The organism is Dyella solisilvae (assembly GCF_003351225.1).
Lineage (GTDB): Bacteria > Pseudomonadota > Gammaproteobacteria > Xanthomonadales > Rhodanobacteraceae > Dyella > Dyella solisilvae.
This window is the reverse complement of the sequence record NZ_QQSY01000001.1, coordinates 806,636-831,193: the sequence shown is the minus strand read 5'-3', so window position 1 is coordinate 831,193 and position 24,558 is coordinate 806,636. Positions and strand designations below refer to the sequence as shown.

Here is a 24,558-nt window from a genome sequence, read left to right as displayed (position 1 = left end):
CTGCGCGGCGGGGCAGGAAACCTCACATGTTGCGGAACAAGGCCATGAAGGGCTGGCTCACCACCAGCGTTTCGGGTCGCTGTTTCAGGCGCAGCGTGCCCTTGCCGGTGTCGTCGCGAATGACGGAGGCCACGGCCTTGAGATTGACGATGGTTGAACGATGGATCTGCTTGAAAAGGGCGGGGTCGAGCCGACTGGCCAGTTCGCGGATCGGCGTGCGCAGCAGCACCTCGCCCTCGGCGGTCATGGCCACGGTGTATTTGTTGTCGGCGCGGAAGTAGGCGACGTCGTCCACCATGATCAGGCGCGTCTCGCGACCGTGGCTGGCGGTGATCCAGGTCAGCGCCGGCGCGCCCTGGCCGCGATCGGTCGTCAGTTCGCGGAACAGCATCGCGAGCGCGTCGGCATTGACCGGCGGCGCCGCAATGCGCGCCTTGAGCCGCTGCACCGTCGCCGCGAGCCGCTCCGGCGCGATGGGCTTGAGCAGGTAGTCGACGGCGCCGCGCTCGAAGGCGTCGATGGCGTATTGATCGTAGGCGGTGGTGAAAACCACGCGGGTGCCCGGGCTGGCTTCGGCGGCCGCGGCGGCCACTTCCAGGCCGCTCAGGCCAGGCATGCGGATGTCGAGAAAGGCCACGTCGGGCTGCTGCTCGGCGATCGCTTCCAGCGCGCTGGCGCCGTCTTCGCAATCGGCAAGGATTTCCAGCTCCGGCCAGGCCTGCGCGAGCAGCTTGCGCAACACGTCGCGCAGCAGGGCTTCGTCCTCGGCGATGATGGCGGTGCTCACGGCGTGGCCTCCTTGCTTGCAGCCGATTGCGCCGGCACGGTGATGGTGCTGGCCACGCCTTCAGGCACGTTGCTCACCACCGACAGCGAGGCGCTGGCGCCGTAGATCAGGCGCAGGCGTTCACGCACGTTCTTGAGGCCGATGCCGGTGCCGGCGGTGGCGTCGCTGAAGCCACGACCATTGTCGGCCACCGTAATGGCGACGGTGTCGGCGTCGCGACGCGCGATGATCCACACCGTGCCGCCACCCGGCTTGGGTTCCAGTCCATGCTTGATCGCGTTCTCCGCCAGCGTCTGCAGCATCATCGGCGGCAGCGGCAGTAAACGCAGCGCGTCGGGCACTTCGAGCTGCAGTGACAGGCGCGAGCCCATGCGCAGCTTCATGATCTCCAGGTAGGCGCGGGTGCGTTCGAGTTCCTCGCCCAGCGTGGACAACGCATCGTCGGTGAGCGGCAGCGAGTGGCGCAGGTAGTGGATCAGGTGTCCGAGCATCTGGTCGGCCAGCGCCGGATCGCTGCGAGTCAGGTATTGCGCGCTGGCCAGCGTGTTGTAGAGAAAGTGCGGCTCGACCTGCGCGTGCAGCAGGTTGAGGCGAGCGACGGTGCGTTCCTTCTCGCTCTCCGAGCGCTGCGCGCGCTGCTGTTCCTGCCTGCGCCGCTCGGCCACGCGGCGGGTGATCGCGCGGGTGATCGCTTCGGCATTCTCCAGGTTGGTGGCGTCGTCGACGCGGAACCAGTCGCTCCATGCGCTGGCTTCCGGTTCGCAGATCAGGGTAACGCTGCCGGTTCCGTCGCCCGGTGTCACCGTGGCGTAGATCTGGTTGCGCAGATGGCCAAACCAGGTGGACGGATTCAGTCGCTCCAGCGGGCTGTTTCCGTAGGGCAGGGGGCGTTGCACCTTGGCGCGGATCTGCAGGCTGTCGCGCGCGGCTTCGATCTCTTCGGTACGCGGCAGTTCGCGGATGGCCGCCTCGACCAGGTCGAACGCCTCGCCGGCCTCGAACGGGACTTCCACGCGGCGGCGCTGGCGGTTGCCCAAGGTGTCCTCGTCCAGGTGCCCGGCGATCAGGCGCACGCGGCGCAGATGCGAGATGGCGCCCGTGGCGACCATCAGCAGCGCCAGGAACACCAGCAGCACCCACAGGCCGCCGGTGCTGTGGTGGCGGAACAACGGGCTGTTGGAGATCACGATGGCCGCGAACAACAGCACGAAGAACCACGCCAGGACCAGACGGGCAACGAAGAACAGGCTCTTGATCACGAAAGGACCCCAGGCATCGGCGGTGACGGACGGAGCATACCCAGCCCATCCATGGCCGGGTGTCGTTTTTCGACGGAAACGGGATGACGGCGACGAAGGGCCGGCTGGCAGGGATGAAAATCGCCGGGCCCGGCGTCAATTCTGGGGTCGACATGGGTCGATCCCGCGGTTTTTGTGGGGACGAAGCTCGACGAGGCTGACGCTACGGCTCAAACAGCCGGCGATGCGGCCCGAACCTGTGCCACGCCAGTACGCTGGCTGGCAGCAGTTGCTCCAGCGGCAGACCGACCGCTTCGCACAGCGAGAGCGTGTCCAGCAGGGCATGCTCGAAGGGGCCGGGCGCGCCGTGGTGTTCGCGTTCGAGCGATGCCTCGGCCAGCATCCGCTCGCTCCAGTCGTAGAGCAGTCCGGCCCGATCGGCGAGCCGCCGGGCCAGCCAGTCGCGCAGCGGTTCATGCAGGGGTAGTGATTCCTCGCGAGCCAGCTCGCGCGCCAGGGCGGTGAGTTCGGCATCGACGCCGCGATACCACTCGGTGCGCCCTCCCGCGGCGGCGTGCACCGCCAGCGGCGCCGGCGCGCGGCACTCTGGCCAGCGAGTGAGGAAGTGCCGCTCGATGCGTCGCGCCTGCGCCACGAGGTCGACCTCGATCAGCAGTCCGCGCCCGAGGTCGAAGAATTCGAAGAAGCGCGGGTGCAGGTCGTGGAGCCGCTGCATCGGGTCGCGCGAGAAACCTACCTTGAGCAGGTCGGCGTCGCGGCAGGGCAGCACATAGACATAGGCGCGCCCGCGCGAGGCGAAGCGCGGCTCTTCGGACTGCTGATCGCTGGCGGCGTGTGGCATGGCGGTCTGGGATAACGGAGCCACAAGGCGGACCGCCACAGCATGCACCGCGTGCGTCTCAGTTGAGCGGACGCGACGTTGCGTGGGTCAGGCCGCGGTGCGCGCCCGTGTCACGCGGCTGGAGGTTTCCTTGTGCAGCTGCGCCGCCAGCCAGGCGCCGGTGGCGACGAGGATGTCCAGGTCGATGCCGGTGTGCATGCCCATGCCGTGCAGCATGTACACCACGTCCTCGCTGGCCACGTTGCCGGTAGCGCCCTTGGCATAGGGGCAGCCGCCGGTGCCGGACACCGCGCTGTCGACCACGCGCACGCCTTCTTCCAGACAGGCGAGGATGTTGGCCAGGGCCTGGCCATAGGTGTCGTGGAAATGCACGGCGAGCGCCGTCATCGGCACTTCCTGCGCAACCGCTCGAAGCATCGCGCGCGCCTTGGCGGGCGTGCCGACGCCGATGGTGTCGCCCAGTGAAACCTCGTAGCAGCCCAGCGCGTGCAGGCGTTGCGCGACGCGCACCACGTCGCTGACCGGCACGTCGCCCTGATAGGGGCAGCCGAGCACGGTGGACACATAACCGCGCACCTTCACGCCGTCGGCCTTGGCGCGGGTGAGCACTGGCAGGAAGCGTTCGATTGATTCGTCGATGGAGGCGTTTATGTTCTTGCGGTTGAACGCCTCGGAGGCCGCCGTGAACACGGCGATCTCGCTGACGCCCACCGCGCGGGCGCGCTCATACCCTTGCTCGTTGGGTACCAGCACCGGGTAGCTGACCCCGGGCACCTTGCGGATGCCCTGGTAGACCTCGGTGGCGTCGGCCATCTGCGGCACCCACTTGGGGCTGACGAAACTGGTCGCCTCGATGGTCTGCAGGCCGGTGCCGGACAGGCGGTCGATCAGCGCGATCTTCACATCGGTCGGCAGCAGCGTCTTTTCGTTCTGCAGGCCGTCGCGCGCGCCGACTTCGACGATGCGAACGTGATCGGATTGGGCCGAGGAAGTATTCATGGAACAAACCTCACCAGTATGGCGTCGGCTTCGACGAATTCGCCCTGGGCCGCGCTCACGCTTTCGATGGCGCCGGCGCGGGGGGCTTTCAAGGCCAGCTCCATCTTCATCGCCTCCATCACCAGCAGCTCCTGGCCTTCCTGCACCGTGTCGCCTGGTTTCGCCTTGACCAGCACGATACGGCCGGGCATCGGCGCCACGATCTGGTTGCCGCCGGCGCCTTCCTTCGCCGCCCAGGCAAACGCCGCCGCGCGCTCGAAGGCATGACGATGGCCGAGGGCATCGTGCACGGTGACACGCGCGGCGTCGGCGGTCAGCGGGAGGCGCTGCGATTCGCCGTCGAAGCGCGCGCTGAGCGATGCGCCGTCGTGGCGGGCGCCGCGCACTTCCGTGGTCGCCTCGCCATGGTGCAGGTGGTAGTCGCCATCGTGCCCATGCGCTTCAACCTCGAAGCGTTGGCCGTGCAGTGACAGGGCGACAATGCGCTTGCCGGCATGTCCCACGCGCCAGGCATCGGCGCGCGACCATGGCGAATGGGGATCAGCACGGTCCTGCGCGCCAGCGACCACGGCGCGCTCTTCGTGCAACAGCGCGGCCACGGTCGCTGCGAACAGTACGCGATCGGCCGGCGTCGCCTGGCCGGCAAGGAATTCGTCGAGGTGGCGGTCAAGGTAGCCCGTGTCGATTCGGCCTTCGACCACCACCGGATGGCGGGCCAGCCGCTCGAGGAAGGCGATGTTGGATTTGGGGCCGACGATCTCGCAGGCCATCAGCGCATCGCGCAATCGCTGCAGCGCCTGTGGACGATCCACGTCCCACACGATCAGCTTGGCGATCATCGGGTCGTAGAAGATGGTGACGGTGTCGCCTTCGATCACGCCGCCGTCGATGCGCACATGGCGCGATGGGGCCGGCAGACGCAGCTTGAGCAGCTTGCCCGAGCCGGGCAGGAAATTCTGCTCGGGATCCTCGGAATACAGGCGAACCTCGATGGCATGCCCGCGAGCATGCACCGCATCCTGCGCCAGGGGCAGCGGTTCGCCGAAGGCGATGCGAAGCTGCCACTCGACCAGATCCAGGCCCAGCGTCTCCTCGGTGACCGGATGCTCCACCTGCAGGCGCGTGTTCATCTCCATGAAGAAGAATTCGCCATCCTGGGCCACGATGAATTCGACGGTGCCGGCGCCGACGTAATCCACGGCCTTGGCAGCGGCCACCGCCGCCGCGCCCATCGCCGCGCGGCGTGCGTCGTCGAGGAAGGGCGAGGGTGTTTCCTCCAGCACCTTCTGGTAGCGCCGCTGCGCCGAGCACTCGCGCTCGTTGAGGTGGATGACGTTGCCGTGCGTGTCGCCAAACACCTGGAACTCGATGTGGCGCGGATGCTCCACGTAGCGTTCGAGGATCACGCGGGTGTCGCCAAACGCGCTCGCGGCCTCGCGCTGCGCCGAGGCCAGCGCGTCGGCAAATTCATTTTCGTTGCGCACGATGCGCATGCCCTTGCCGCCGCCGCCGGCTGCGGCCTTGATCATCAGCGGAAAGCCGGTGCGGCGCGCCTGCTCGCGCAGCACGTCATCGGACTGGTCGTCGCCGTGATAACCGGGCACCAGCGGCACGCTGTGCTTTTCCATCAGCGCCTTGGCGGCGGCCTTGGAGCCCATCGCGTCGATGCTCGCCGGACGCGGGCCGATGAAGGCGATCCCGGCGTCGGTGCAGGCGCGCGCGAACGCGGTGTTCTCGGAAAGGAAGCCGTAGCCTGGGTGGATCGCCTGCGCGCCGCTCTTGCGCGCCACCTCGAGGATGACGTCGCCGCGAAGGTACGACTCGGTCGGACGCGGGCCGCCGATGGGCCAGGCCTCGTCCGCAAGGCGCACGTGTTGCGCGTTGGCGTCGGCCCCCGAATACACCGCGATGGTGTGGATCCCCAGGCGCCGGCAGGTGCGGATCACGCGGCAGGCAATCTCGCCGCGGTTGGCAATGAGTACGCGCTCGAACATGCGGCTTCCGGGGGTAGGGCGAAGTCCATAAACCTAGCAGATCGCCGCGCCGCAGCCGATGCGCGGCGCAGCAAAGTGCGGTCGCGGCGAAGTTATTCGTCGTCCCAGTAACCCACCTGCATGTCCGGCTTGCTCACCACGCGGAACACTTGCGGCTTGCCGTCGGCGCCGGGCGGGTATTCGGCCATGATCCCGTACTTGCCGGTGTCCGGGTATTCGCAGATTTCCGGCGTCATCTTGGTGCTCACCGCGAGATAGCGCATCTCGGTGGCGCCGGTGTTGATGATCTGGTGCGCCTTTTCGGGTCCACCCGGCGGGCAGGCGATCACGTCGCCCGCGCGGATCGCGTGGCGCTCATCACCGATGCGTACTTCGCCACTGCCTTCGAGGATGAAGAACATCTCCTCGTTGACGCGGTGGCAGTGCAAGGGAAACGCGCGCTTGCCCGGCGGCACGGCGGTGATGTTGTAGCCGAGTTTCTGCGCGCCGATCTGTGCGGAGAAGCGCCCCATGCGCGCCTCGAATCGTTCCGCGGTCTCGCCGGTGGGGCCCATGCAGGGTGGAAAGGGCTGCAGGTTGACGTCGGCGATGTTGATGATGGGATGCGTCATGTCGGGTATCCGAAAGAGGGGGCCACGGTATCCGTATGACGCCACATCAGCAGCGGTGAACGACGTCATGGCCTGGCTGTCGCGGCGCTGTCACTCCGGGCGGTGGCACACCGCCTCGATGTTGTGTCCGTCCGGATCGAGGACGAACGCGCCGTAATAGTGCTCGTGGTAATGCGGGCGCAATCCCGGCGGGCCGTTGTCCTTGGCGCCGGCCGCGATCGCGGCGAGGTAGAAGTCATCCACCGCGCCGCGGTCGGGGGCGCTGAAAGCGATATGCACCGGTCCGACCGAGGCGCCGTGTTGCGACGTGCCGATCCAGAATGTCGGCCGGCCATCCACGCCGAAACCGGCATGGGCGCCATCGCCGGTCTGTTCTTCGCTGATCTCCATCACCAGCGTGGCGCCCAGCGGCGTCAGCACCTTGCGGTAGAACTCGCGGCTGCGTTCGTAGCCGGAGACATGCAGCCCCACGTGGTCGAGCATGGCCAGACTCCTTCAACGACGGATGTAACACTCCATCGAGTATGCGTTGGCTGGCGTCAGGCTGGCGTGCACCAGGCCGGAGGACGCTTGGCGAGAAACGCGCCCAGCCCCTCCTGGCCTTCGGCGGATACGCGCAGGCGCGCGATCAGCGCCGCATTCTCCTGGTCCAGCCGTGTGGCCTCCGCCTCGCTGGCGCCGGCCATGCGCAGGGCCAGCTGCTTGGCTTCGGCTTGCGCCACTGGGCCGGCCTTGGCGAGCAAGGCCAGCGTCGCGTCGACGGCTTCATCGAGCTGGGCAGGAACCACGCATTGATGCAGCAGGCCGATCTGCAGCGCCACCGATGCGTCGAACAGCTCGCCAGTGAGGAACAACCGTCGCGCCTGGCGCAGCCCGATGGCGTGAATGACGTAGGGGGAGATCACCGCGGGCACGAGGCCCAGCTTCACTTCGGTGAGGCCGAAGCGCGCATTGTCCACGCCAATGGCGATGTCGCAGCAGACGACCAGGCCGACCCCGCCACCGTAGGCGGCGCCGTTGACGCGTGCGATGGTGGGCTTGGACAGGAACTGCAGCGTGCGCATCAGGCTCGCCAGTCGCAGCGAATCCTCGCGGTTTTCCGCTTCGCTGGCGGACGCCATGCCACGCATCCAGTTCAGGTCGGCACCGGCCGAGAAGCTCGCGCCTTCGCCGGTCAGCACCACGGCGCGCACGCCCGCGTCATGCCCGGCATCTTCCAGTGCGGAGGTGAGCTCGGCGATCAGCCCGTCGTCGAAGGCGTTGTGTACCTGCGGCCGGTTGAGGGTGACGCGGCGGACGCCGGCCTGGTCTGCGATATGGATGCTGGCGCTCATGCGTGACTCCTGATGAGGGGCGACATCTTAGAGCGGAACAGGGCGCCGCCAGACATGCCCTAGTCCTTGGCGGGCAGGATCAGGAACTCGGCAGCTTCCACCGCCGAGCTTTGCCAGTGGGCGGGAGCCACCTCACGCCACCACGGCTGCACGCCATCGTCGTGCGCCGGTTCGACCACTTCGCCCAGCCGAGGCATCAGCAAGCCTTCCGGCGCGCGCGCCAGCAGCACTTCGGCGGGTTCGGACCATGCGTGCATGGCGAGATTGAAGGTGCCCCAGTGCACCGGTAGCAGGCGACCGCTGCCGAGCTCGCGCCAGGCGGCGAGGGCGTTGTCCGGTCCCAGGTGCACGCTGCCCCATGACGGATGGAAGGCGCCCACCTCCAGCATCACCAGGTCGAACGGGCCCAGGCGCCGGCCGATCTCGGCAAAGTGGGGCGACAGTCCGCTGTCGCCGCTGAAGTACACCGAGTGGCGTTCGCCACGCAGCACGAACGAGGACCAAAGCGTGGCGTTGCGGTCGTGCAGGCTGCGCCCGGAGAAATGGTGCGAGGGCGCGGCGGTGATCGACAGCCCGCCCGGCAGCCTGGCCTGTTCCCACCAGTCCAGCTCGATGATCTGCTCGGCCGGCACGCCCCACGCTTCCAGATGCACGCCGACACCCAGCGACGTGATGAAGGGCACGCCCAGCCGGGTCAGCGCGCGGATGCTCGGGTAGTCGAGATGATCGTAGTGATCATGCGAAACGAGGATCGCGTCCAGCGGTGGCAGCGCATGGATGTCCACCGGCACCGGCTGGAAGCGCCGGGGGCCGAGGAACGGGAGCGGCGAGGCGCGATTGCCCCAGACCGGGTCGGTCAGCACGCGCACGCCGTCGATTTCCAGCAGCACGGTGGAATGACCGAGCCAGGTGGTGCGCAGTCCGGACTGCGGCGGACGCGCCCAGCCCTGGCGCGGATCGATCGCGGGCAAGGGGCGCGCCGGGGTGCGCCCCTCGCCGCGGAATACGAAGTCGACCAGCGAAGGGCGGTCATCCGGCACGCGGGGCGTGCTGGACGGATAAGTGTTCACGAAACCCTCGCCGGCGTACTGCCGCGAAGCCTGCATGCGTTCCAGCCGGAGTCCCGTGGCGTGGCGGGAGAACAAAGCCATATCGACCTCTGCAAGCCGTGGTGACAGGGCAGCGTCCGGAGGGACCTGCCCGGTTTGTGGGGAAGCCGCCGGGGTCGGTGGCCTGTGCAGATTCGTATCGGGGCGGCCCGGCTTTTTCCAAGCCAACCCTGCCACAAGGCAGCCCTGTGGCCGTTCAGGCGGCGGGGCCGAGACACCATGCCACGCTGCAGACAATCAAGGACTTATGTACAATGCGAACCATTCTTATTTAAGTTGGTGACCAGTGCGCCTGTCCGACCTGCCGAAAGGGGCTACTGCCGTGGTGGACCGAGTGGACGATGCTCATGCCTCCGACCCGATTGCGCAGCGCCTGCGCGACCTGGGCTTCGTGGCCGGCGAGCCGCTCCGGGTGGTGGCGATTGGTCCGATGGGCGCCGACCCGCTGCTGATCCAGATCGGGTCGACCCGCTTTGCGCTCCGTCGCAACGAGGCGGCGCGCGTGAAGGTACGCCAGGAGGGCGCCGCATGAGCGCCAGCACCTTGCGCATCGCCTTGGTGGGCAACCCCAACTGCGGCAAGACCGCGCTGTTCAACCAGCTCACCGGTGGTCGGCAGAAGGTGGCCAACTATGCCGGCGTGACGGTGGAGCGCAAGGAAGGCCGCTTCAGCGCGCCGTCCGGCCGTGTGCTGCACGTGCTGGATCTGCCGGGCACCTACAGCTTCGACGCGACCAGTCCGGACGAGCAGATCACGCGGGACGTGCTGGAAGGCAACTACCCCGGCGAGACGGCCCCCGACCTGGTGGTCTGCGTGGCCGACGCCACCAACCTGCGCCTGCACCTGCGCTTCGTGCTCGAGGTGAAGCGCCTGGGTCGCCCCGTGGTGCTGGCGCTGAACATGATGGATGCCGCGCGTCATCGCGGCATCCGCATCGACGTGGCGGAACTGCAGCGTCGCCTGGGCGTGCCGGTGGTGGAAACCATCGCGGTGAAGCGCGATGGCGTGAAGGCGCTGATCGCCCAGGTCGATGGCGAGATTCCTCTGGCGCCGCCGGCGCAACCGGATGATCCGGCCAGTCGCGCCGACCTGCACGCGCAGGTGCGTGAGCTGTTGGCCGCCACCGTGACGATGCCGCGCGCCACGGCCGAGATCGACGACGCGCTGGATCGCTGGGCGCTGCATCCGGTCTTTGGCCTGGCCATCCTGTCGGCGGTGATGTTCCTGGTGTTCCAGGCGGTCTATGCGGCCGGCAAGCCGATGAGCGACCTGATCGGCGAAGGCTTCGGTTGGCTTGGCGCGCACGCCACCGCGTGGATGCCGGCGGGGCCGCTGCAGAGCCTGGTTGTCGATGGCGTGTTTGGCGGCCTGGGCACCGTGGTGGGTTTCCTGCCGGTGATCCTGGTGCTGTTCTTCTTCATCCTGGTGCTGGAGGAGTCCGGCTACCTGCCGCGCGCGGCCTTTCTGCTGGACCGCCTGATGGTGTCGGTGGGGCTGACCGGGCGCTCGTTCATTCCCCTGCTTTCCAGCTTTGCCTGCGCCATCCCCGGCATCATGGGCACGCGCAGCATCACCGACCCCCGCGATCGCCTCGCCACCATCCTGGTGGCGCCTCTGATGACCTGTTCGGCGCGCCTGCCGGTGTATGCGCTGCTGATCGGCGCGTTCATCCCCACCCGGCGCGTGTTCGGCGTGTTCAACATGCAGGGGCTGGTGCTGTTCGCGCTGTACGTGGCGGGTGTCACGGGCGCGATGGCAGTGGGCTGGGTGATGAAGAAGATGCGCCGCGAGCGCAGCGAGCATGCCTTGCTGATGGAGCTGCCGTCCTATCGCCTGCCCAAGGTGCGCGACGTGGCGATCGGCCTGTGGGAGCGCGGAATGATCTTCCTCAAGCGCCTCACCGGGGTCATCCTGGGCCTGACCGTGCTGATGTGGTTCATCTCCACCTTCCCGGCGCCGCCGCACGGCGCGACGGGGCCGGCCATCGATTACAGCATCGCCGCCTACATCGGCCGGGGCATGCAATACGTCTTCGCGCCGCTGGGCTTCAACTGGCAGATGTGCGTGTCCTTGATCCCGGCGTTCGCCGCGCGCGAAACCGCCGTGGCGGCGCTGGCCACGGTGTACGCCGTGGGCGGCGACGGCGCCGATGGCGCGGGGCTGGCGCAGGCGCTGGCCGCCAACTTCTCGCTGGCCAGCGCGCTGTCGCTGCTGGTGTGGTTCGCCTTCGCGCCGCAATGCATGTCCACCCTGGCGGTGATCCGCCGCGAGACCAACTCATGGCGGAACGTGGGCATCTCCTTCGGCTACATGTTCGTGGTGGCGTACGTCGCCTCGTTCCTCACCTACCAGATCACGAACCTGCTGACATGAGCACCGGACTGCTGGCGCAATACGTGGTGATCGGGCTGGTCGTGCTGGCCAGCGTGCTGATCACCGTCCGCAAGCTGGCGCCGCAGCTCACCAACCGCTGGCTCGCTGCGCTGGCGTTGCATTTCGACCGGCCGGATCGTGCGGCCTGGCAACGCGCCCTGGGGCGCCACCTGCAGCCGAAGCAGGCCACTGGCAACTGCAGCGATGGCTGCAGCACCTGCGGTGCCTGTGGCCCCAAGCCTCCCTCGGCGGCGCGAGACGCGCACCCGCTGGAATTTCGCCCCCGCGCGAAGTGAGTTTCCCGTTGCTCAGGGATGATCCGGCGGATTGCTGTCCATCGGCGGGTTGATCTTGCGAATGGCCGGGTCGTCCGGACGTACCGGCGTAAGGATGCCGACCGTCACCGTGCCCGACAGCAACTCGCTCATGAATTTCGGATCGTAGGGATTGTCGCTCTGCCGGATGTTCAGATAGGCGATCGAGCCGTCGGTCGTGTGGGCGCCGGTGATCTCGCCAGGGGATACCAGGAGGCGTCCGCCATTGCCCACGTCGTAGTTCACTGGAGCATTGTGGTTGTTCAGGCCGACCTGGCCGCCAATCATCAGGTGCGTGGCGCCCGAACCCACCCGCGAGCCGGTAGCTGCGTAGCGCACTTCGCGCCAGCGCGCCTTGGCGCGCCTCAACGCGGTGGCGTCGCCGTAGGTGGGCAGCAGCTCGCGCCAGATCTCGTTGGCCTGCGCAAACTGCTCGGGCGTCAGGTGCGCGTAGAGCAACTGCTTGGCATACACGTACTGCGTCTCACCGCGCTCCGCCGCGAGCGCAAACCAGGCCATCGCGCGGGGCAGGTCCACCGGCGAGCCGTGGCCATTCAGATAGAGCACGCCCAGGTTGTACTGGGCCGGTTTGAACGCCCACGAAGCGGCCACCTCGTACATCGAGATGGCGTGCGCGTAATCCTGGCGCTGGTTGGCCAGCGCGCCCAGATAGAAGAAGTACTCGCCCGGACGGGCATCGTCCTCGGGCGTGTTGAACGCATCCGTGCGGCTGGTCGGCACATCCGCGGTGGCGCTGAAACTCACCACCTTGGGCGGCGGCGAGCTGGTGTCGATGGGGATGGTCGGCAGCGTCTCGTTGGTGGCGGAGCGGACCGCGGTGAGCGGTAGCGCGAGCGAGGCCGCGAAGCAGCACGCGCACAACGTCTGGAGCCTTTGCCTGTTCATGGCGACACTCCGGTTGCCTGCATCGGGGAATGCAGTGCATTTACGCTACTCCCGGCGACGCCGCGAGGCAATTGGCGAATGGACGTCCGAATGCCTGCGGCGCGTCCTTACGGGTGCTGCGCGTTGCCGCTGCTGCTGGCCGGGGCGGGGGTAGCGTCCTTGGTGGCGTCGCCGGCCTGCTTGCTGGTCTGGGTCAGTTCGCCCACCGAGACATGGCCAGTGACCGGATTGAGCTTGGGATCGTAGGGGTTGTCCGTGGAGCGCAGCGCTTGATAGGCCACGGCCGAATCGCCCTGATGCACGCCTGCCAGCTCGGCGGGGTTGGTGTTGACGTGGCCGCCGTCGTGCACGTCATAGTTGGGCGAGTTCATGCGGTTGGGCACGCCGGAGGCGCCGCCCACCATCACGCGGGTACCGCTGGAGCCCACGCGCGAGCCGGTCTGGTTCTGCAGCGCTTCGCGCCACTTTGCCTTCGCGCGCGCCAGCGCCACTTCGTCGCCATAGGTGGGTAACAGGTCACGCCAGATCACATTCGCCTGGTCGAACTGTTCCTTGCTCAGGTGGGCATACACCAGTTGCTTGGCGCGCACGTACCTCGGGTCGTGGCGCTCGGCAGCCAGGGCCATCCAGGCCATCGCGGTCGGCAGGTCCACCGGCGTGCCCTGGCCGCTGAGGTACATCACGCCGAGGTTGTATTCGGCCGGTTTGTAGGCCCAGGAAGCGGCCACCTTGTACATCGCGATGGCGTGCCCGTAGTCGCCCTTCCTGGCCGCCTGGGCGCCGAGCGCGAAGTAGTACTCGCCGGGCTTGCCGTCGTCGGTGGGCGTGTTGAAGGCGCGGCTGTTGTCCTCGCCCTGGTTGTCATCGTTGTTGACCGGCGGCGCCGAGGTGACCGGCGCCTCATCCATCGGGATGGTCCTGGGCGAGTCCTGGCCAGCAGCGATGCCGGCGCCCGGGCTGAACATCAGCAGGGCGGCAAGGAGACAGGCGGGGAGGGTCGAGATCTTCTGCACGGGCATGGCGGTTCCATCCATCGGCTGCGTGAGAGTTCGGCCCGCGCAACGCTACGCCGGCGCCCGATGCCGCGCAAATGCCGCGGCCGTGATGCCTGGGCCTGTCAGCCGGACGAAACCTGCTTGCCTTGGGTCGTCAACCTGAAGCGCGCATTCGATGACGACGAGGGGGTGACCCTTGATGCAGCTTGGTCGATGCGATGGTTCACTGGCGACCAGCCGATGGTGGCTGGTCGCGCCGCTGGCGTTCACCTGAAGCCGCTCGGGCGGCGGTGACGGCGCGCGCTATCGCAAGCTTTCGTCGAGGCGCCCGAGTATGTCGCCCCAGCCGCGCTGCGTAGCCTCGGCCCACTCGGGCAGGACTTCCTCATGGGTGAGCACGAGTTCGCATCCGGCGCCCCATGGCGTGATGTCGATGCTCACGCGGGTGTGCGCCGTCGAGTATCTGGGCACGGCGAAGGTGAAGACCAACCGGTGGGGACGTTCGATCTCCAGGTATTCGCCGACGTGGTCGACATCCACGCCATCGCGTCGGTCGGTGAAGCAGAAGCGGCCGCCCACGCGCGCGTCGATCCCGACGTGGACCATCTCGCCAGTGTCGGTGGCGAACAGCCAGCGCCCCGCGGTGGCGGGATCCAGCCAGGCGTCGAACTCGCGCTCGGCGCTGGCCGTGAAGCGATGCGTGACGCGCAGGGAACGCAGGACAGCTTGGGTCATCGCGGCGTGCCTCGTTGATGCGGATGGCCACTGGCGCCGTCCTCGGCCTTGAGCAGGGCGTCGAGCGCATGGAGCCGGTCGGTCCAGAACTGCTCGTAGTAGCGCAGCCACTCGTTGGCGGCCGCGAGGGGCGCCGGATCCAGCCGGCAGACGTGCGTGCGGCCCTGAATCACCCGGCGCACCAGGCCGGCCCGTTCCAGCACCTTCACGTGCTTGGAGGCGGCGGCCAGCGACATGTCGAACGGGGCGGCCAGCTCGCCGATGTTGCGTTCGCCCGCGGCTAGGCTGCGCAGCATGGCGCGCCGGGTCGGATCGGTGAGTGCCTGGAAGACGCCGTCCAGCGGCAATGACTTAGATTCAACCATGCGGTTGAATATCTGCCGACGCAAGAGGAAAGTCAACCATGCGGTTAAGTGTTTGTGGGCGCAGCATCGCTAGAATCGCGCGGACTGTCAGGAGTCCACGATGCAACCCCATTCCGCGACCGATAGCTCCACGCCCGAAGGCGACACCAGCGAGATCACCGTGCCGCCGACCGCCATGCGTCATCCGGCGCACGGCGTGCTGGACAACGCCGATATCGCCGGGCACGACGAAGTCGACCACGAAGCCGCTTTGCGCGATTCGATGCTGCGGGTTCCCCGCTAGGCGCGACCACCGCGGTTCTGCCCGTCGGGCGTGACGGCGCCAAGCCGTCGTGCCCAGCGGGCAGACCTTCATCACATGCGGAACACGCCGTAGCGCTGCGGCTCGATCGGCGCGTTGAGCGAGGCGGAAATGGCCAGGCCCAGAACGCGGCGCGTGTCGGCCGGGTCGATGATGCCGTCGTCCCACAGCCTCGCGCTGGCGTAGTAGGGGTGGCCTTGGCGCTCGTACTGGTCACGGATCGGCGCCTTGAAGGCCTCCTCGTCTTCCGCGCACCAGGTCTTGCCGGCGGCCTCGATGCCGTCGCGGCGCACGGTGGCCAGCACCGAGGCGGCCTGCTCGCCGCCCATCACGCTGATGCGCGAATTCGGCCACATCCACAGGAAGCGCGCGCCGTACGCGCGGCCGCACATCGCGTAGTTGCCGGCGCCGAAGCTGCCGCCGATCACCACAGTGAACTTCGGCACGTGCGAGCACGCCACGGCGGTGACCATCTTGGCGCCGTCCTTGGCGATGCCGGCGTTTTCGTACTTCTTGCCGACCATGAAGCCGGTGATGTTCTGCAGGAACACCAGTGGCACGTTGCGCTGGTTGCACAGCTCGATGAAGTGCGCGCCCTTGAGCGCGGACTCGGAGAACAGGATGCCGTTGTTGGCGATGATGCCGACCGGATAGCCATGGATATGCGCGAAGCCGCACACCAGGGTCTTGCCGTAGCGCGCCTTGAACTCGTGGAACTCCGAGCCGTCGACGATGCGCGCGATCACCTCGCGGATGTCGAACGGGCGGCGCGTGTCCTGCGGAATCACGCCGTACAGTTCCTCGGCGGGGTACAGCGGTTCGCTCGGCGCCTTCAGCGCCAGCGGCATGTCCTTGCGGCGATTAAGGCTGGCCACGATGTCGCGTGCGATCGACAGCGCGTGCGCGTCGTTCTCGGCGAAATGGTCGGCCACGCCGGAAATGGACGTATGGACATCCGCGCCGCCCAGCGACTCGGCGTCCACCACCTCGCCGGTGGCGGCCTTCACCAGCGGCGGGCCGCCGAGGAAGATGGTGCCCTGCTCGCGCACGATGATGGTCTCGTCGCTCATCGCCGGCACGTAGGCGCCGCCGGCGGTGCACGAGCCCATCACCACGGCGATCTGCGGGATACCCAGCCCCGACATGCGCGCCTGGTTGTAGAAGATGCGTCCGAAGTGCTCCTTGTCCGGGAACACCTCGTCCTGCAGCGGAAGGAAGGCGCCGCCGGAATCGACCAGGTAGACACAGGGCAGGCGGTTTTCCAGCGCCACTTCCTGCGCACGCAGGTGCTTCTTCACCGTGATGGGGAAATAGGTGCCGCCCTTCACGGTGGCGTCGTTGGCCACCACCACCACCTCGACGCCGTTGACGCGACCGATGCCGGTGATGATGCCGGCCGCGGGCGCCGCGTCGTCGTACATGCCGTGGGCGGCCAGTGGCGACAGCTCGAGGAACGGCGATCCCGGGTCGAGCAGGGCGCGGATGCGTTCGCGCGGCAGCAGCTTGCCGCGGGCCGTGTGCTTTTCCCTGGCCTTGTCGCCGCCGCCCTCGGCGCTGCGCGCCAGCTCGCGGTGCAGGTCGTCCACCAGTCCGCGCAACTGCGCGCTGCTGGCCTGGAATTCAGGGGAGCGGGGGTCGATCTGTGAGGCGATGACACTCATGGGCGCGCGGCTGCCGTTCGAATGAAGCTCCGGATGATAGCGGCGTGCGCCTCGCAGCTAAATCGGCGACGCAGCATGGCGATCGCGCAAAAAAAAACCGGCCGCGCGAGGCGGCCGGTTTTCCAAAGTACACGAGGGTACTTAGTGACCAGCGGTCGAGGCGGCAGCCGGAGCAGCCGTCGAAGCCGGAGCCGGAGCCGGCTGTTCGGCCGGGGCAGCAGCCGGAGCGGCGGTCGAGGCAGCAGCCGGAGCAGCCGGAGCAGCCGCGGTGGAAGCCGCAGCAGCCTGATGAGCCTGGTCAGCAGCCTGCTGAGCCTGGTCAGCCGACTTCTGAGCGTCCTGCGCGGAATCCTGCGCGCCGTTGCTGCAAGCCGCCAGCAGCGCGACGAGCGCAGAGGCGAGAAGGGTACGCGTGAACTTCATGGTGAATCTCCTTTGCCGTGGAATGCCGTTTGGCGGGCGTATTAATAGCGCTTTCGCGGAAAATGCGCCACACATTTATGTGAAGGATTATGTAAAGGGGCCGAACCGGTTAACCCCGCTTTCATCGGCGGCCGGCTGGCCGGCCGCCGACGACCACCTTCAGTCGAGGCATTCCACCGCCACGGCGGTGGCTTCGCCGCCGCCGATGCACAGGGACGCCACGCCGCGCTTGAGGCCGCGGGTCTTGAGCGCGTTGATCAGGGTCACGACCAGGCGGGCGCCGCTGGCGCCGATCGGATGGCCGAGCGCACAGGCGCCGCCATTGACGTTGATCTTGTCGTGGGGGATGTCCAGCTCGCGCATGGCCGCCATGGCGACCACGGCGAAGGCTTCGTTGACCTCGAACAGGTCGACGTCCGACGACTTCCAGCCGGCCTTCTCCAGCACCTTGTGCAGGGCGCCCACAGGGGCCGTGGTGAACCACTCCGGCTCCTGCGAGTGGGTGGCGTGCGCGACGATGCGGGCCAGCGGCTTGAGGCCGCGCGCCTTGGCGTCGTCGGCCGAGAGAAGCACGACGGCGGCGGCGCCGTCGGAAATGCTGGACGAGCTCGCGGCGGTGATCGTGCCGTTCTCCTTGCGGAAGGCCGGCTTCAGCGACGGGATCTTGCTGACGTCGGAACGGCCCGGCTGCTCGTCGGTGTCGAACTTCGCTTCGCCCTTGCGGGTGGCCACGGTGACCGGGACGATTTCGCCGGCAAAGGCGCCGGCCTGCTGCGCGGCCTTGGCGCGCTCGACCGAGGCGGTCGAGAAGGCGTCCTGCTCCTCGCGGGTGAAATGGTACTTGTCCGCGCACTGCTCGCCGAACACGCCCATGGCCTTGCCATCGTACGGGTTGGTCAGGCCGTCCCACGCCATGTGGTCGACCAGGCTGCCGTCGCCGTAGCGGATGCCGGTGCGTGCATTGGCCATGTGCGGGGCATTGGTCATCGACTCCATGCCGCCGGCGACCACGATCGAGGCCGAGCCGGCCTTGATCAGGTCATGGCCCAGCATGATCGCCTTCATGCCCGAACCGCACACCTTGTTGATGGTGGTGCAGCCAACGGCGGGCGGCAGGCCGGCGCCGAGGGACGCCTGGCGGGCGGGCGCCTGGCCGAGGTTGGCGGGCAGCACGCAGCCCATGATCAATTCGCTGACGTCCGCCGGAGCCACTCCCGACTGCTCCAGTGCGGCGCGGATCGCGGTGGCGCCCAGCGTGGGCGTGGGGACGCCGGTGAACTGGCCGAGAAAGGAGCCAATGGCGGTGCGCTTGGCACCGGCGATGACGACGCTGACATCCGACATGGGAATCTCCGCAAGTACTTGGTAGGGCGAGGGTGCCCGGTATACAGCTGTGGAATTATCGCAGTCCGCGCCGGAGAGGGGCAAACCGGCCCGGAATGCGATAACCCTGCGATCTTCCCGACATTTAGTTGCGTTTTCGTTGTGCCACCATGGGCGCTGTCGCGAGTGGTCCGGTCAGTGGGCGCGCGTCGGGGATGGATCAACAGGTGCGGTTCGGGGTGGGGACGCCATGAATACGGGGATGCAGGGGTTGCAGTACCGCCGGGCGGCGGTGCTGGTGTGGCTGGCGCTCGGCCTGGGCGCGTGCGGCGGCGGGGGCGGCGGCAACAGCAATACCCGGGCGAGCCAGCCGAGTCCGACACCGCCATCGACGCCGCCGGCCCCGTCGTCGAGCGTCGCGCAGCCGCCGATCGATGCGCAGTTGGCCCTGACCAACACGTATGCCGCGCACTCTGCCGGCTACAACGGCGCTGGCGTCACCATCGGCATCGTCGATACCGGCGTGATGGCCACGCATCCCGCCCTGGCCGGTCGCGTGGTGAAAGAACTCACCTACGTCGACCCCAGCACCAACAACCTCAGTGTCGACGACGTCAACGGGCACGGCACGTTCGTCGCGGAGATCGCCGCCGGGACTTCGTTCGGTCAGTTCGTCGGCGGCATCGCGCCGGGCGCGGACATCGTCTCGGCGCGCATCATCGACGACAACGCGCCGGACGATAACGGCTCCACCGCGGCCGCCACGGTGACGTCTTCCGACGCCATTCCATTGGCCCAGGTCAACTCGGACCTGATCGCCAATGGCGTGAAGGTGATGAACAACTCCTGGGGCGGCATCAGCTGGAGCTCCAGCGATACGGCCACCACGCAAGGGTTCCACGACGCGTACAACACCTTCATCAATTCGTGGGGTGGTCTGGTGGTGTTCGCGGCCGGCAATGATTCCCAGGCCAACCCCAGCACCATCGCCTCGCTGCCCAGTCTCGCGCCCGACCTGGAGAAGGGCTGGCTTACCGTGGTGGCGATCAACAGCAATAATCCGACCCAGCTCGACAGTTACTCCAACAAGTGCGGCATCGCGATGAACTACTGCCTGGCTGCTCCGGGCGACGTCATCGTGAGCGGCAAGAGTGACACCAGCACGGCCAACGAGACCTACTGGATCGTCGAGGGCACCTCGCTGGCGGCGCCGCAGGTGTCCGGCGCGGCGGCGCTTGTGTGGCAGGCCTACCCGTATTTCAGCAACGACCTGGTGCGCCAGACCCTGCTGGGTACGGCCGATGCGCTGGGTGGTTCCCAGCCGAACGCCACCTTCGGCTATGGCGAACTGGACGTGGCCAAGGCGGTGAACGGGCCGGAGCAGTTCAATTGGGGCGATGTCACGGTGAGCTTCAGCGGCACCTCCAGTTGGAACAATCCGATCTCCGGCGCCGGCGGCCTGATCAAGCAGGGAACTGGCGCGCTGATCCTTACCCAGCCGTCCAGCTATACCGGCCTGACCCAGGTGCAGGGCGGCATGCTGGTGGCGAACTCGCTGGCTTCCAGCGTCAGCATTGGCGCGCAGGGCGTGTTGAGCGGCACGCCGCACGTCGGCGGTTCGGTCACCAATGCCGGCGTGCTGGCGGTGGGAAGTTCCAACGTCACCGTGGGAGGCAACTACACCCAACAGGGCGCCGGACGTCTGGCCGTCTCCCTCGGTTCGGCGCTGCTCGTGACGGGAAGCGCGAGCCTCACCGGTGGCGATCTCTACGTCACCGGCGTCAACTCGAGCTATCAGGTCAACTCGCACACCAATGTGCTGACCGCCAACGCAGGGTTGACCGGTACGTTCTCCGCGCTCAACGCCGCCACGGGCGTGCTGCTGACGGCTACGCTCAACTACGACGCCAACGACGCGTGGCTCAACGTCAGCCAGGTCCAGGTCAGCACCGTTACCGGCGCCACGTATACACCGGCGTCGTTCGGTGCGGCCCGGCGCGTGGATGGGGCATTCACTCAGATCAACACCCAGGTGACACAGGGCGGCACGACGGGATCGCCGTTGCCCACTTCCTTCATCAACGGCGCGGCGAACCTGCAGCAGGTCGCCACCACCAGTGCATTGCAGCAGTCGCTGACCAGTCTTTCCGGACAATTGCATGCGGCCAGCGCAGCGATGACCTTCGACGCCATGGATGCTGGCACGCGCGCGCTCTCCAGTCGTTTCGACCAACTGGCCGATGTCGGCAAGGCAGGTGGCTGGACGCAGACGCTGGGTGACTACGGCAGCATGAGCCGCAGCGGCTACGACAGCGTGGGCTATGACCTCAACGGCTGGATGGTGGGCCAGGACAAGCGCGTTGGCGGCAACGGCGTGTTCGGCTTTGCGGTCAGCCAGAGCCAGGACGTCGGTCGCCTGAATGCGTTTGCCGACCAGGGCTGGAGCCGTTCGGTGGAAGGCATGCTTTACGGCGGCCTGACGCAGAACCAGTGGTACCTGATGGGTCGCCTGGGCGTGGGAAGTTATCGCGAGGACATGAACCGCCATATCGAGCTTGGCGGCGACGTCGAAACCGTGGCCAGCAACAGCAACGGCCGCTACGACGTCGCCTACGGCGAAAGCGGTTACCACCTGTCGCTGGGTACGGTGCACGTCACGCCCTATGTCAGTCTGCAGTACGCCAACATCCAGTCCGACGGCTTCGATGAAGTGGGCGGCGATGGCTTTGGCCTCAAGGCTGGCGCGCAGACCATCGAGCGTGGCCAAGCCGGCGCCGGCGTTCGGGTGGGGCGCGACTGGTCGCTGGCTGACGGCGGCAGCCTCAGCCTGCAGGGGCAGATGCTGTGGGAGCGCGCCTTCAGCATGCGCGGGGCCTTGCCGGATGCCAGTTTCGCCGTGCTCGACCAATGGGCGCCGGTCGGCGGCGTGGGGCTCTCCCGCTATGGCGGCTACGCCGGCGTGGACCTGAACTGGGCGATGTCGCGACGCGCGAGCCTGTCGCTGGGGCTGGAGCAGTACGCGGCCCAATACGAGCGCGGCAGGATGGAGACGCTCAGCTACCGCCTGTCTTTCTGAAGGACGTCTCGCGGCCGATGTCCCCCGTCCACGCCGGGGGGCGCCAGCGCGCGGCCGTTCGGCCGTGTGACGCACCGTAAGAATTTGCCGGCAAGGTTGTGCGAACATGCCGCAAGGAGGTGCTGGCGGAGTCCAGTAAGCAGCCGCCGCGCCACGGAATGCACGGGATGCCCGGATGGGCACAGGGGAAGCTATGGATAGTCGTTTGGGCGGCATGCGTTTCCGCCAGTTGTCGGTCGTGGTGTGGATGGCGCTGGGAGTGAGCGCCTGTGGTGGCGGGGGCAACGGCAACGTCAAGGCCTCCGTATCGTCCTATTCGCCGCCCTCGCCGGGTTATCAGCCCCCGAGTAGCGGTTACCAACCGCCCAGTTCCGGTTACCAGCCGCCAACCAGCCCCGGCACGCCGTCGACTCCGCCCTCGACGCCGCCGTCCAGTACGCTGCCGACGCCGCCGTCCGATGCGCAGCTGTCGCTGACCAACACCTATGCCGCGCGCAGCGCTGGCTTCGACGGTACGGGCGTCACCATCGGCGTGGTCGACAGCGGCGTGATGCGCAATCACCCGGCGCTGGCGGGGCGCGTGGCGCAGAACCTGGTCTACATCGACCCCAGCAGCAACAACCTCTCGATCGACGACGTGATCGGCCACGGCACCTGGGTGGCCGAGGTCGCCGCGGGCAATTCGTTCGGCAAGTTCGCCGGAGGTGTGGCGCCGGGCGCCACGCTCGTGTCGGCGCGCATCATCTCGGACAAGGCGCCGGACGATAACGGCTCCACGCCGGCGACCACGGTCAGCGCGGCGGACGCCGCGCCGTTCCAGTACATCAACGCCGACCTGATCAAGGCCGGCGTGAAGGTGATGAACAATTCCTGGGGCGGCATCACCTGGAACGCGAGCGACACCGCGACCACCCAGGGTTTCCACGACGCCTACAGCACCTTCATCAATTCATGGGGCGGGCTGGTGGTGTTCGCCGCCGGCAACGACTCGCAGGCCAATCCCAGCACCATCGCCTCGCTGCCCAGCCTAGCGCCGGACCTGCAGAAGGGCTGGCTCACGGTGGTGGCGCTGGACAGCAACAACCCCACGCAGCTAGCGAGCTATTCCAACAAGTGCGGCATCGCCATGAGCTACTGCCTGGCGGCGCCGGGCAACGTGATCGTCAGCGGCAAGGACGACACCACCTCGAGCCAGACCTACTGGATCGTCGAAGGCACCTCGTTCGCCGCGCCCGCGGTGTCCGGCGCCGCCGCGCTGGTGTGGCAGGCCTTCCCGTACTTCACCAACGACCAGGTGCGCCAGACCCTGCTGGGCACCGCCGATCCGCTGGGCGGCTCGCAGCCCAACGCCACATTTGGCTACGGCGCGCTCGACGTCGGCCGCGCGGTGAAGGGGCCGGCGCGATTCGATTGGGGCGACTTCGACGTCAACCTCAACACCACTTCCACCTGGGGCAATGCGATCAGCGGCGCCGGCGGCCTGGTCAAGGATGGCGTCGGCACGCTCATCATCACCCAGGCGCCCAGCTACCAGGGCGACACGCATATCGTGCACGGAACCTTGTCGGCGCCGTCTCTGGCCGGCTCGCTGTACATCGACAATGCCGATGCGCTGATGCGTGATGCGCACAGCTTCGGCAAGGACGTGCAGAACATGGGCACGCTGATGGTGGCCGGTGGCGACGTGCACGTCAGCGGCAGCTATTACCAGGGGCTGAGCCCGAACACGCCGCTGATTGGTCGACTGGCGCTGGAGCTGGGCTCGACGCTGCGTGTTGATGGCCAGGCCGTACTGAGCGGCGGCGACCTGCTGGTGATTGGCGCCAAGCAGGGCTATGTCGCCAACGCACACACCGACGTGCTCACCGCGTCGGGCGGCATCACCGGCAAGTTTTCCTCGCTCGACGTGGCTCAGGGCGTGCTGCTCGCCGCGACGCTCAACTACAGCAGCACCGATGCCTGGCTTAACGTGAGCCAGGTGCAGGCGACTGCGGTGATGGGCATGAGCTACACCACAGCCTCGTTCGGCGCCGCGCAGCGCGTGGACAACGCCTTCAGCCAGATCAACAGCCAGCTGGGGCAGGGCGCGGTGGTGGGCGGCGGAGTCACCACGAACTTCGTCAACGCCGCCGCCAACCTGCAGCAGACCGCCAGCACGGCGGCGTTGCAGCAGTCGCTGGAGAGCCTCTCCGGTCAGTTGCACGCGGCCAGCACGGCGATGACCTTCGAGGCCATCGACGCGGGGACGCGCGCCCTGTCCGATCACTTCGACAGCCTGGTCGACACGCGCAACACCGGTGGCTGGGCGCAGACCCTGGGCTACCACGGCAGCATGAGCCGCAGCGGGTACGGCGACGTGGGCTACGACCTCAGCGGCTGGATGGCGGGACAGGATCGCCGTTTTGGCAGCAACGGCGTGTTCGGTTTTGCGGTCAGCCAGAGCGAGGGCCTGGGACGATTGGCCGAGTACGCCGACCAGGGCCAGAGCCGGGCGGTGGAGGGCATGCTCTACGCCGGGCTCGTGCAGGACGCGTGGTACACGATGGGACGGCTCGGTTACGGCACCTACCGTGAGGACATGCGCCGGCATATCGAACTGGGCAGCGACGTGGCGGCGGTGTCCAGCGACACCAATGGGCGCTACGCGGTCGCCTACGGCGAGAGCGGCTATCGCGCCTCGTTCGGTGGCCTGCAGTTCACGCCGTACGCCAACCTGCAGTACGCGAGCATCCGCCGCGACGGCTTCAACGAGATTGGCGGCGATGGTTTCGGGCTGAAGTCGTCCGCGCAAACGGTGGAGCGCTGGCAGGCTGGCCTCGGCCTGCGCGCCGGCCGCAGCTGGCCGTTGGCCAACGGCGGCAGCCTCAGCCTGCAGGGGCGCCTGCAATGGCAGCAGGCCCTGGCTACGCACGGTGATGTGATCGACGCCAGCTTCACCGGCGTGGACCAGTGGGCGCCGGTCGGCGGCGTGGGCTTGTCGCGCTACCAGAGCCAGGCCGGCCTCACCCTGGACTGGAGCATGTCCACCCGCTCGAGCCTGCAGTTCGGCATGGACCAGTACTTCGGCCAGAACAGCCAGGGCATGATGGGCATGCTCAACTACCGGCTGAATTTCTAAGCACGATGCTCTTTCCCTCTCCCCCAAGGGGAGA

General features: G+C 67.6%; 22 protein-coding genes. 6 read left to right on the top strand and 16 right to left on the bottom strand.

Annotated elements, in window-relative coordinates:
• Positions 1 to 22: 22 nt before the first annotated feature.
• From DVT68_RS03680 to DVT68_RS03640, 9 genes are all read right to left on the bottom strand, one after another.
• Complete coding sequence (locus DVT68_RS03680; protein ID WP_114823672.1) at positions 23 to 787, bottom strand: LytR/AlgR family response regulator transcription factor; 765 nt, start codon at positions 785 to 787, stop codon at positions 23 to 25.
• A complete protein-coding gene (locus DVT68_RS03675) occupies positions 784 to 2,046 on the bottom strand; it encodes a histidine kinase (protein ID WP_199535949.1) in 1,263 nt (420 codons plus the stop codon). The genes DVT68_RS03680 and DVT68_RS03675 overlap by 4 nt, the downstream gene beginning before the upstream one ends.
• A 202-nt stretch (positions 2,047 to 2,248) precedes the next feature.
• Positions 2,249 to 2,887, bottom strand: a complete 639-nt coding sequence (locus DVT68_RS03670) for a GIY-YIG nuclease family protein (protein ID WP_114823671.1) — start codon at positions 2,885 to 2,887, stop codon at positions 2,249 to 2,251.
• Between the two features lie 87 nt (positions 2,888 to 2,974).
• Positions 2,975 to 3,886, bottom strand: coding sequence for a hydroxymethylglutaryl-CoA lyase (locus DVT68_RS03665; RefSeq protein WP_114823670.1), 912 nt, complete (start codon positions 3,884 to 3,886; stop codon positions 2,975 to 2,977).
• Positions 3,883 to 5,880 (bottom strand): acetyl/propionyl/methylcrotonyl-CoA carboxylase subunit alpha, encoded by a 1,998-nt coding sequence (locus tag DVT68_RS03660; protein ID WP_114823669.1) that lies wholly within the window; start codon positions 5,878 to 5,880, stop codon positions 3,883 to 3,885. The genes DVT68_RS03665 and DVT68_RS03660 overlap by 4 nt, the downstream gene beginning before the upstream one ends.
• A 92-nt stretch (positions 5,881 to 5,972) precedes the next feature.
• Positions 5,973 to 6,491 carry a cupin domain-containing protein gene (locus DVT68_RS03655; protein WP_114823668.1) on the bottom strand — a complete coding sequence of 173 codons (519 nt, stop codon included), beginning with the start codon at positions 6,489 to 6,491 and terminating at the stop codon, positions 5,973 to 5,975.
• A 90-nt stretch (positions 6,492 to 6,581) separates the two neighbouring features.
• Entirely contained in the window at positions 6,582 to 6,980 is a 399-nt protein-coding gene (locus DVT68_RS03650; RefSeq protein WP_199535984.1) for a VOC family protein, read from the bottom strand.
• Between the two features lie 50 nt (positions 6,981 to 7,030).
• Positions 7,031 to 7,825, bottom strand: a complete 795-nt coding sequence (locus DVT68_RS03645; protein WP_114823666.1) for an enoyl-CoA hydratase-related protein — start codon at positions 7,823 to 7,825, stop codon at positions 7,031 to 7,033.
• 59 nt (positions 7,826 to 7,884) lie between these two features.
• The gene (locus DVT68_RS03640) at positions 7,885 to 8,976 is read right to left on the bottom strand and encodes an MBL fold metallo-hydrolase (RefSeq protein WP_114823665.1); all 1,092 of its coding nucleotides are present in this window, start codon (positions 8,974 to 8,976) and stop codon (positions 7,885 to 7,887) included.
• Between the two features lie 244 nt (positions 8,977 to 9,220).
• On the opposite strand from DVT68_RS03640, the gene DVT68_RS03635 reads away from it, so the two are divergent.
• From DVT68_RS03635 to DVT68_RS03625, 3 genes are read left to right on the top strand one after another with little or no spacing between them, the layout of a single operon-like run.
• Positions 9,221 to 9,466, top strand: a complete 246-nt coding sequence (locus DVT68_RS03635; protein WP_114823664.1) for a FeoA family protein — start codon at positions 9,221 to 9,223, stop codon at positions 9,464 to 9,466.
• Positions 9,463 to 11,307: a ferrous iron transporter B gene (gene feoB, locus DVT68_RS03630; protein WP_114823663.1), complete on the top strand. Its 1,845-nt coding sequence runs from the start codon at positions 9,463 to 9,465 to the stop codon at positions 11,305 to 11,307. Before DVT68_RS03635 ends, feoB begins: the two co-directional genes overlap by 4 nt.
• Positions 11,304 to 11,603 (top strand): DUF6587 family protein, encoded by a 300-nt coding sequence (locus tag DVT68_RS03625; RefSeq protein ID WP_114823662.1) that lies wholly within the window; start codon positions 11,304 to 11,306, stop codon positions 11,601 to 11,603. Before feoB ends, DVT68_RS03625 begins: the two co-directional genes overlap by 4 nt.
• A 12-nt stretch (positions 11,604 to 11,615) precedes the next feature.
• Here the strand turns inward: DVT68_RS03625 and DVT68_RS03620 are convergent, their stop codons facing one another.
• The 4 genes from DVT68_RS03620 to DVT68_RS03600 all read right to left on the bottom strand — a co-directional run bounded on the left by DVT68_RS03620 (position 11,616) and on the right by DVT68_RS03600 (position 14,622).
• Entirely contained in the window at positions 11,616 to 12,527 is a 912-nt protein-coding gene (locus DVT68_RS03620; RefSeq protein ID WP_114823661.1) for a tetratricopeptide repeat protein, read from the bottom strand.
• Positions 12,528 to 12,634: 107 nt separating this feature from the next.
• The gene (locus DVT68_RS03615) at positions 12,635 to 13,546 is read right to left on the bottom strand and encodes a tetratricopeptide repeat protein (protein WP_114823660.1); all 912 of its coding nucleotides are present in this window, start codon (positions 13,544 to 13,546) and stop codon (positions 12,635 to 12,637) included.
• 279 nt (positions 13,547 to 13,825) lie between these two features.
• Positions 13,826 to 14,257, bottom strand: coding sequence for an SRPBCC family protein (locus DVT68_RS03605; RefSeq protein WP_114823658.1), 432 nt, complete (start codon positions 14,255 to 14,257; stop codon positions 13,826 to 13,828).
• Entirely contained in the window at positions 14,254 to 14,622 is a 369-nt protein-coding gene (locus DVT68_RS03600; protein ID WP_114823657.1) for an ArsR/SmtB family transcription factor, read from the bottom strand. Before DVT68_RS03600 ends, DVT68_RS03605 begins: the two co-directional genes overlap by 4 nt.
• 100 nt (positions 14,623 to 14,722) lie before the next feature.
• Between DVT68_RS03600 and DVT68_RS03595 the strand changes: the two genes are divergently transcribed.
• A complete protein-coding gene (locus DVT68_RS03595; RefSeq protein ID WP_114823656.1) occupies positions 14,723 to 14,905 on the top strand; it encodes a hypothetical protein in 183 nt (60 codons plus the stop codon).
• 71 nt (positions 14,906 to 14,976) lie between these two features.
• Here DVT68_RS03595 and DVT68_RS03590 read toward each other — a convergent pair whose 3' ends face one another.
• The 3 genes from DVT68_RS03590 to DVT68_RS03580 form a co-directional block, all read right to left on the bottom strand.
• Positions 14,977 to 16,584, bottom strand: coding sequence for a carboxyl transferase domain-containing protein (locus DVT68_RS03590; protein WP_114823655.1), 1,608 nt, complete (start codon positions 16,582 to 16,584; stop codon positions 14,977 to 14,979).
• 141 nt (positions 16,585 to 16,725) lie between these two features.
• Positions 16,726 to 17,007, bottom strand: a complete 282-nt coding sequence (locus DVT68_RS03585; protein WP_114823654.1) for a hypothetical protein — start codon at positions 17,005 to 17,007, stop codon at positions 16,726 to 16,728.
• Between the two features lie 159 nt (positions 17,008 to 17,166).
• On the bottom strand, positions 17,167 to 18,351 hold the full coding sequence (locus DVT68_RS03580; RefSeq protein WP_114823653.1) for an acetyl-CoA C-acyltransferase: 1,185 nt from the start codon (positions 18,349 to 18,351) through the stop codon (positions 17,167 to 17,169).
• Between the two features lie 229 nt (positions 18,352 to 18,580).
• On the opposite strand from DVT68_RS03580, the gene DVT68_RS03575 reads away from it, so the two are divergent.
• Both DVT68_RS03575 and DVT68_RS03570 read left to right on the top strand, forming a co-directional pair.
• Positions 18,581 to 21,406: an autotransporter serine protease gene (locus DVT68_RS03575; protein ID WP_114823652.1), complete on the top strand. Its 2,826-nt coding sequence runs from the start codon at positions 18,581 to 18,583 to the stop codon at positions 21,404 to 21,406.
• A gap of 193 nt (positions 21,407 to 21,599) precedes the next feature.
• Positions 21,600 to 24,524, top strand: a complete 2,925-nt coding sequence (locus tag DVT68_RS03570) for a S8 family serine peptidase (protein WP_114823651.1) — start codon at positions 21,600 to 21,602, stop codon at positions 24,522 to 24,524.
• The last annotated feature ends 34 nt before the right edge of the window (positions 24,525 to 24,558 follow it).

Bases quoted from the DNA above. Each gene is read 5' to 3' on its own strand.
- DVT68_RS03615 (WP_114823660.1), bottom strand. From the start codon at position 13,546: ATGCCCGTGCAGAAGATCTCGACCCTCCCCGCCTGTCTCCTTGCCGCC.
- DVT68_RS03645 (WP_114823666.1), bottom strand. From the start codon at position 7,825: ATGAGCGCCAGCATCCATATCGCAGACCAGGCCGGCGTCCGCCGCGTC.
- DVT68_RS03570 (WP_114823651.1), top strand. From the start codon at position 21,600: ATGGATAGTCGTTTGGGCGGCATGCGTTTCCGCCAGTTGTCGGTCGTG.
- DVT68_RS03590 (WP_114823655.1), bottom strand. From the start codon at position 16,584: ATGAGTGTCATCGCCTCACAGATCGACCCCCGCTCCCCTGAATTCCAG.
- DVT68_RS03605 (WP_114823658.1), bottom strand. From the start codon at position 14,257: ATGACCCAAGCTGTCCTGCGTTCCCTGCGCGTCACGCATCGCTTCACG.
- DVT68_RS03575 (WP_114823652.1), top strand. From the start codon at position 18,581: ATGAATACGGGGATGCAGGGGTTGCAGTACCGCCGGGCGGCGGTGCTG.
- DVT68_RS03585 (WP_114823654.1), bottom strand. From the start codon at position 17,007: ATGAAGTTCACGCGTACCCTTCTCGCCTCTGCGCTCGTCGCGCTGCTG.
- DVT68_RS03655 (WP_114823668.1), bottom strand. From the start codon at position 6,491: ATGACGCATCCCATCATCAACATCGCCGACGTCAACCTGCAGCCCTTT.
- DVT68_RS03625 (WP_114823662.1), top strand. From the start codon at position 11,304: ATGAGCACCGGACTGCTGGCGCAATACGTGGTGATCGGGCTGGTCGTG.
- DVT68_RS03670 (WP_114823671.1), bottom strand. From the start codon at position 2,887: ATGCCACACGCCGCCAGCGATCAGCAGTCCGAAGAGCCGCGCTTCGCC.
- DVT68_RS03580 (WP_114823653.1), bottom strand. From the start codon at position 18,351: ATGTCGGATGTCAGCGTCGTCATCGCCGGTGCCAAGCGCACCGCCATT.
- DVT68_RS03620 (WP_114823661.1), bottom strand. From the start codon at position 12,527: ATGAACAGGCAAAGGCTCCAGACGTTGTGCGCGTGCTGCTTCGCGGCC.
- feoB (WP_114823663.1), top strand. From the start codon at position 9,463: ATGAGCGCCAGCACCTTGCGCATCGCCTTGGTGGGCAACCCCAACTGC.
- DVT68_RS03665 (WP_114823670.1), bottom strand. From the start codon at position 3,886: ATGAATACTTCCTCGGCCCAATCCGATCACGTTCGCATCGTCGAAGTC.
- DVT68_RS03660 (WP_114823669.1), bottom strand. From the start codon at position 5,880: ATGTTCGAGCGCGTACTCATTGCCAACCGCGGCGAGATTGCCTGCCGC.
- DVT68_RS03640 (WP_114823665.1), bottom strand. From the start codon at position 8,976: ATGGCTTTGTTCTCCCGCCACGCCACGGGACTCCGGCTGGAACGCATG.
- DVT68_RS03600 (WP_114823657.1), bottom strand. From the start codon at position 14,622: ATGGTTGAATCTAAGTCATTGCCGCTGGACGGCGTCTTCCAGGCACTC.
- DVT68_RS03595 (WP_114823656.1), top strand. From the start codon at position 14,723: ATGCAACCCCATTCCGCGACCGATAGCTCCACGCCCGAAGGCGACACC.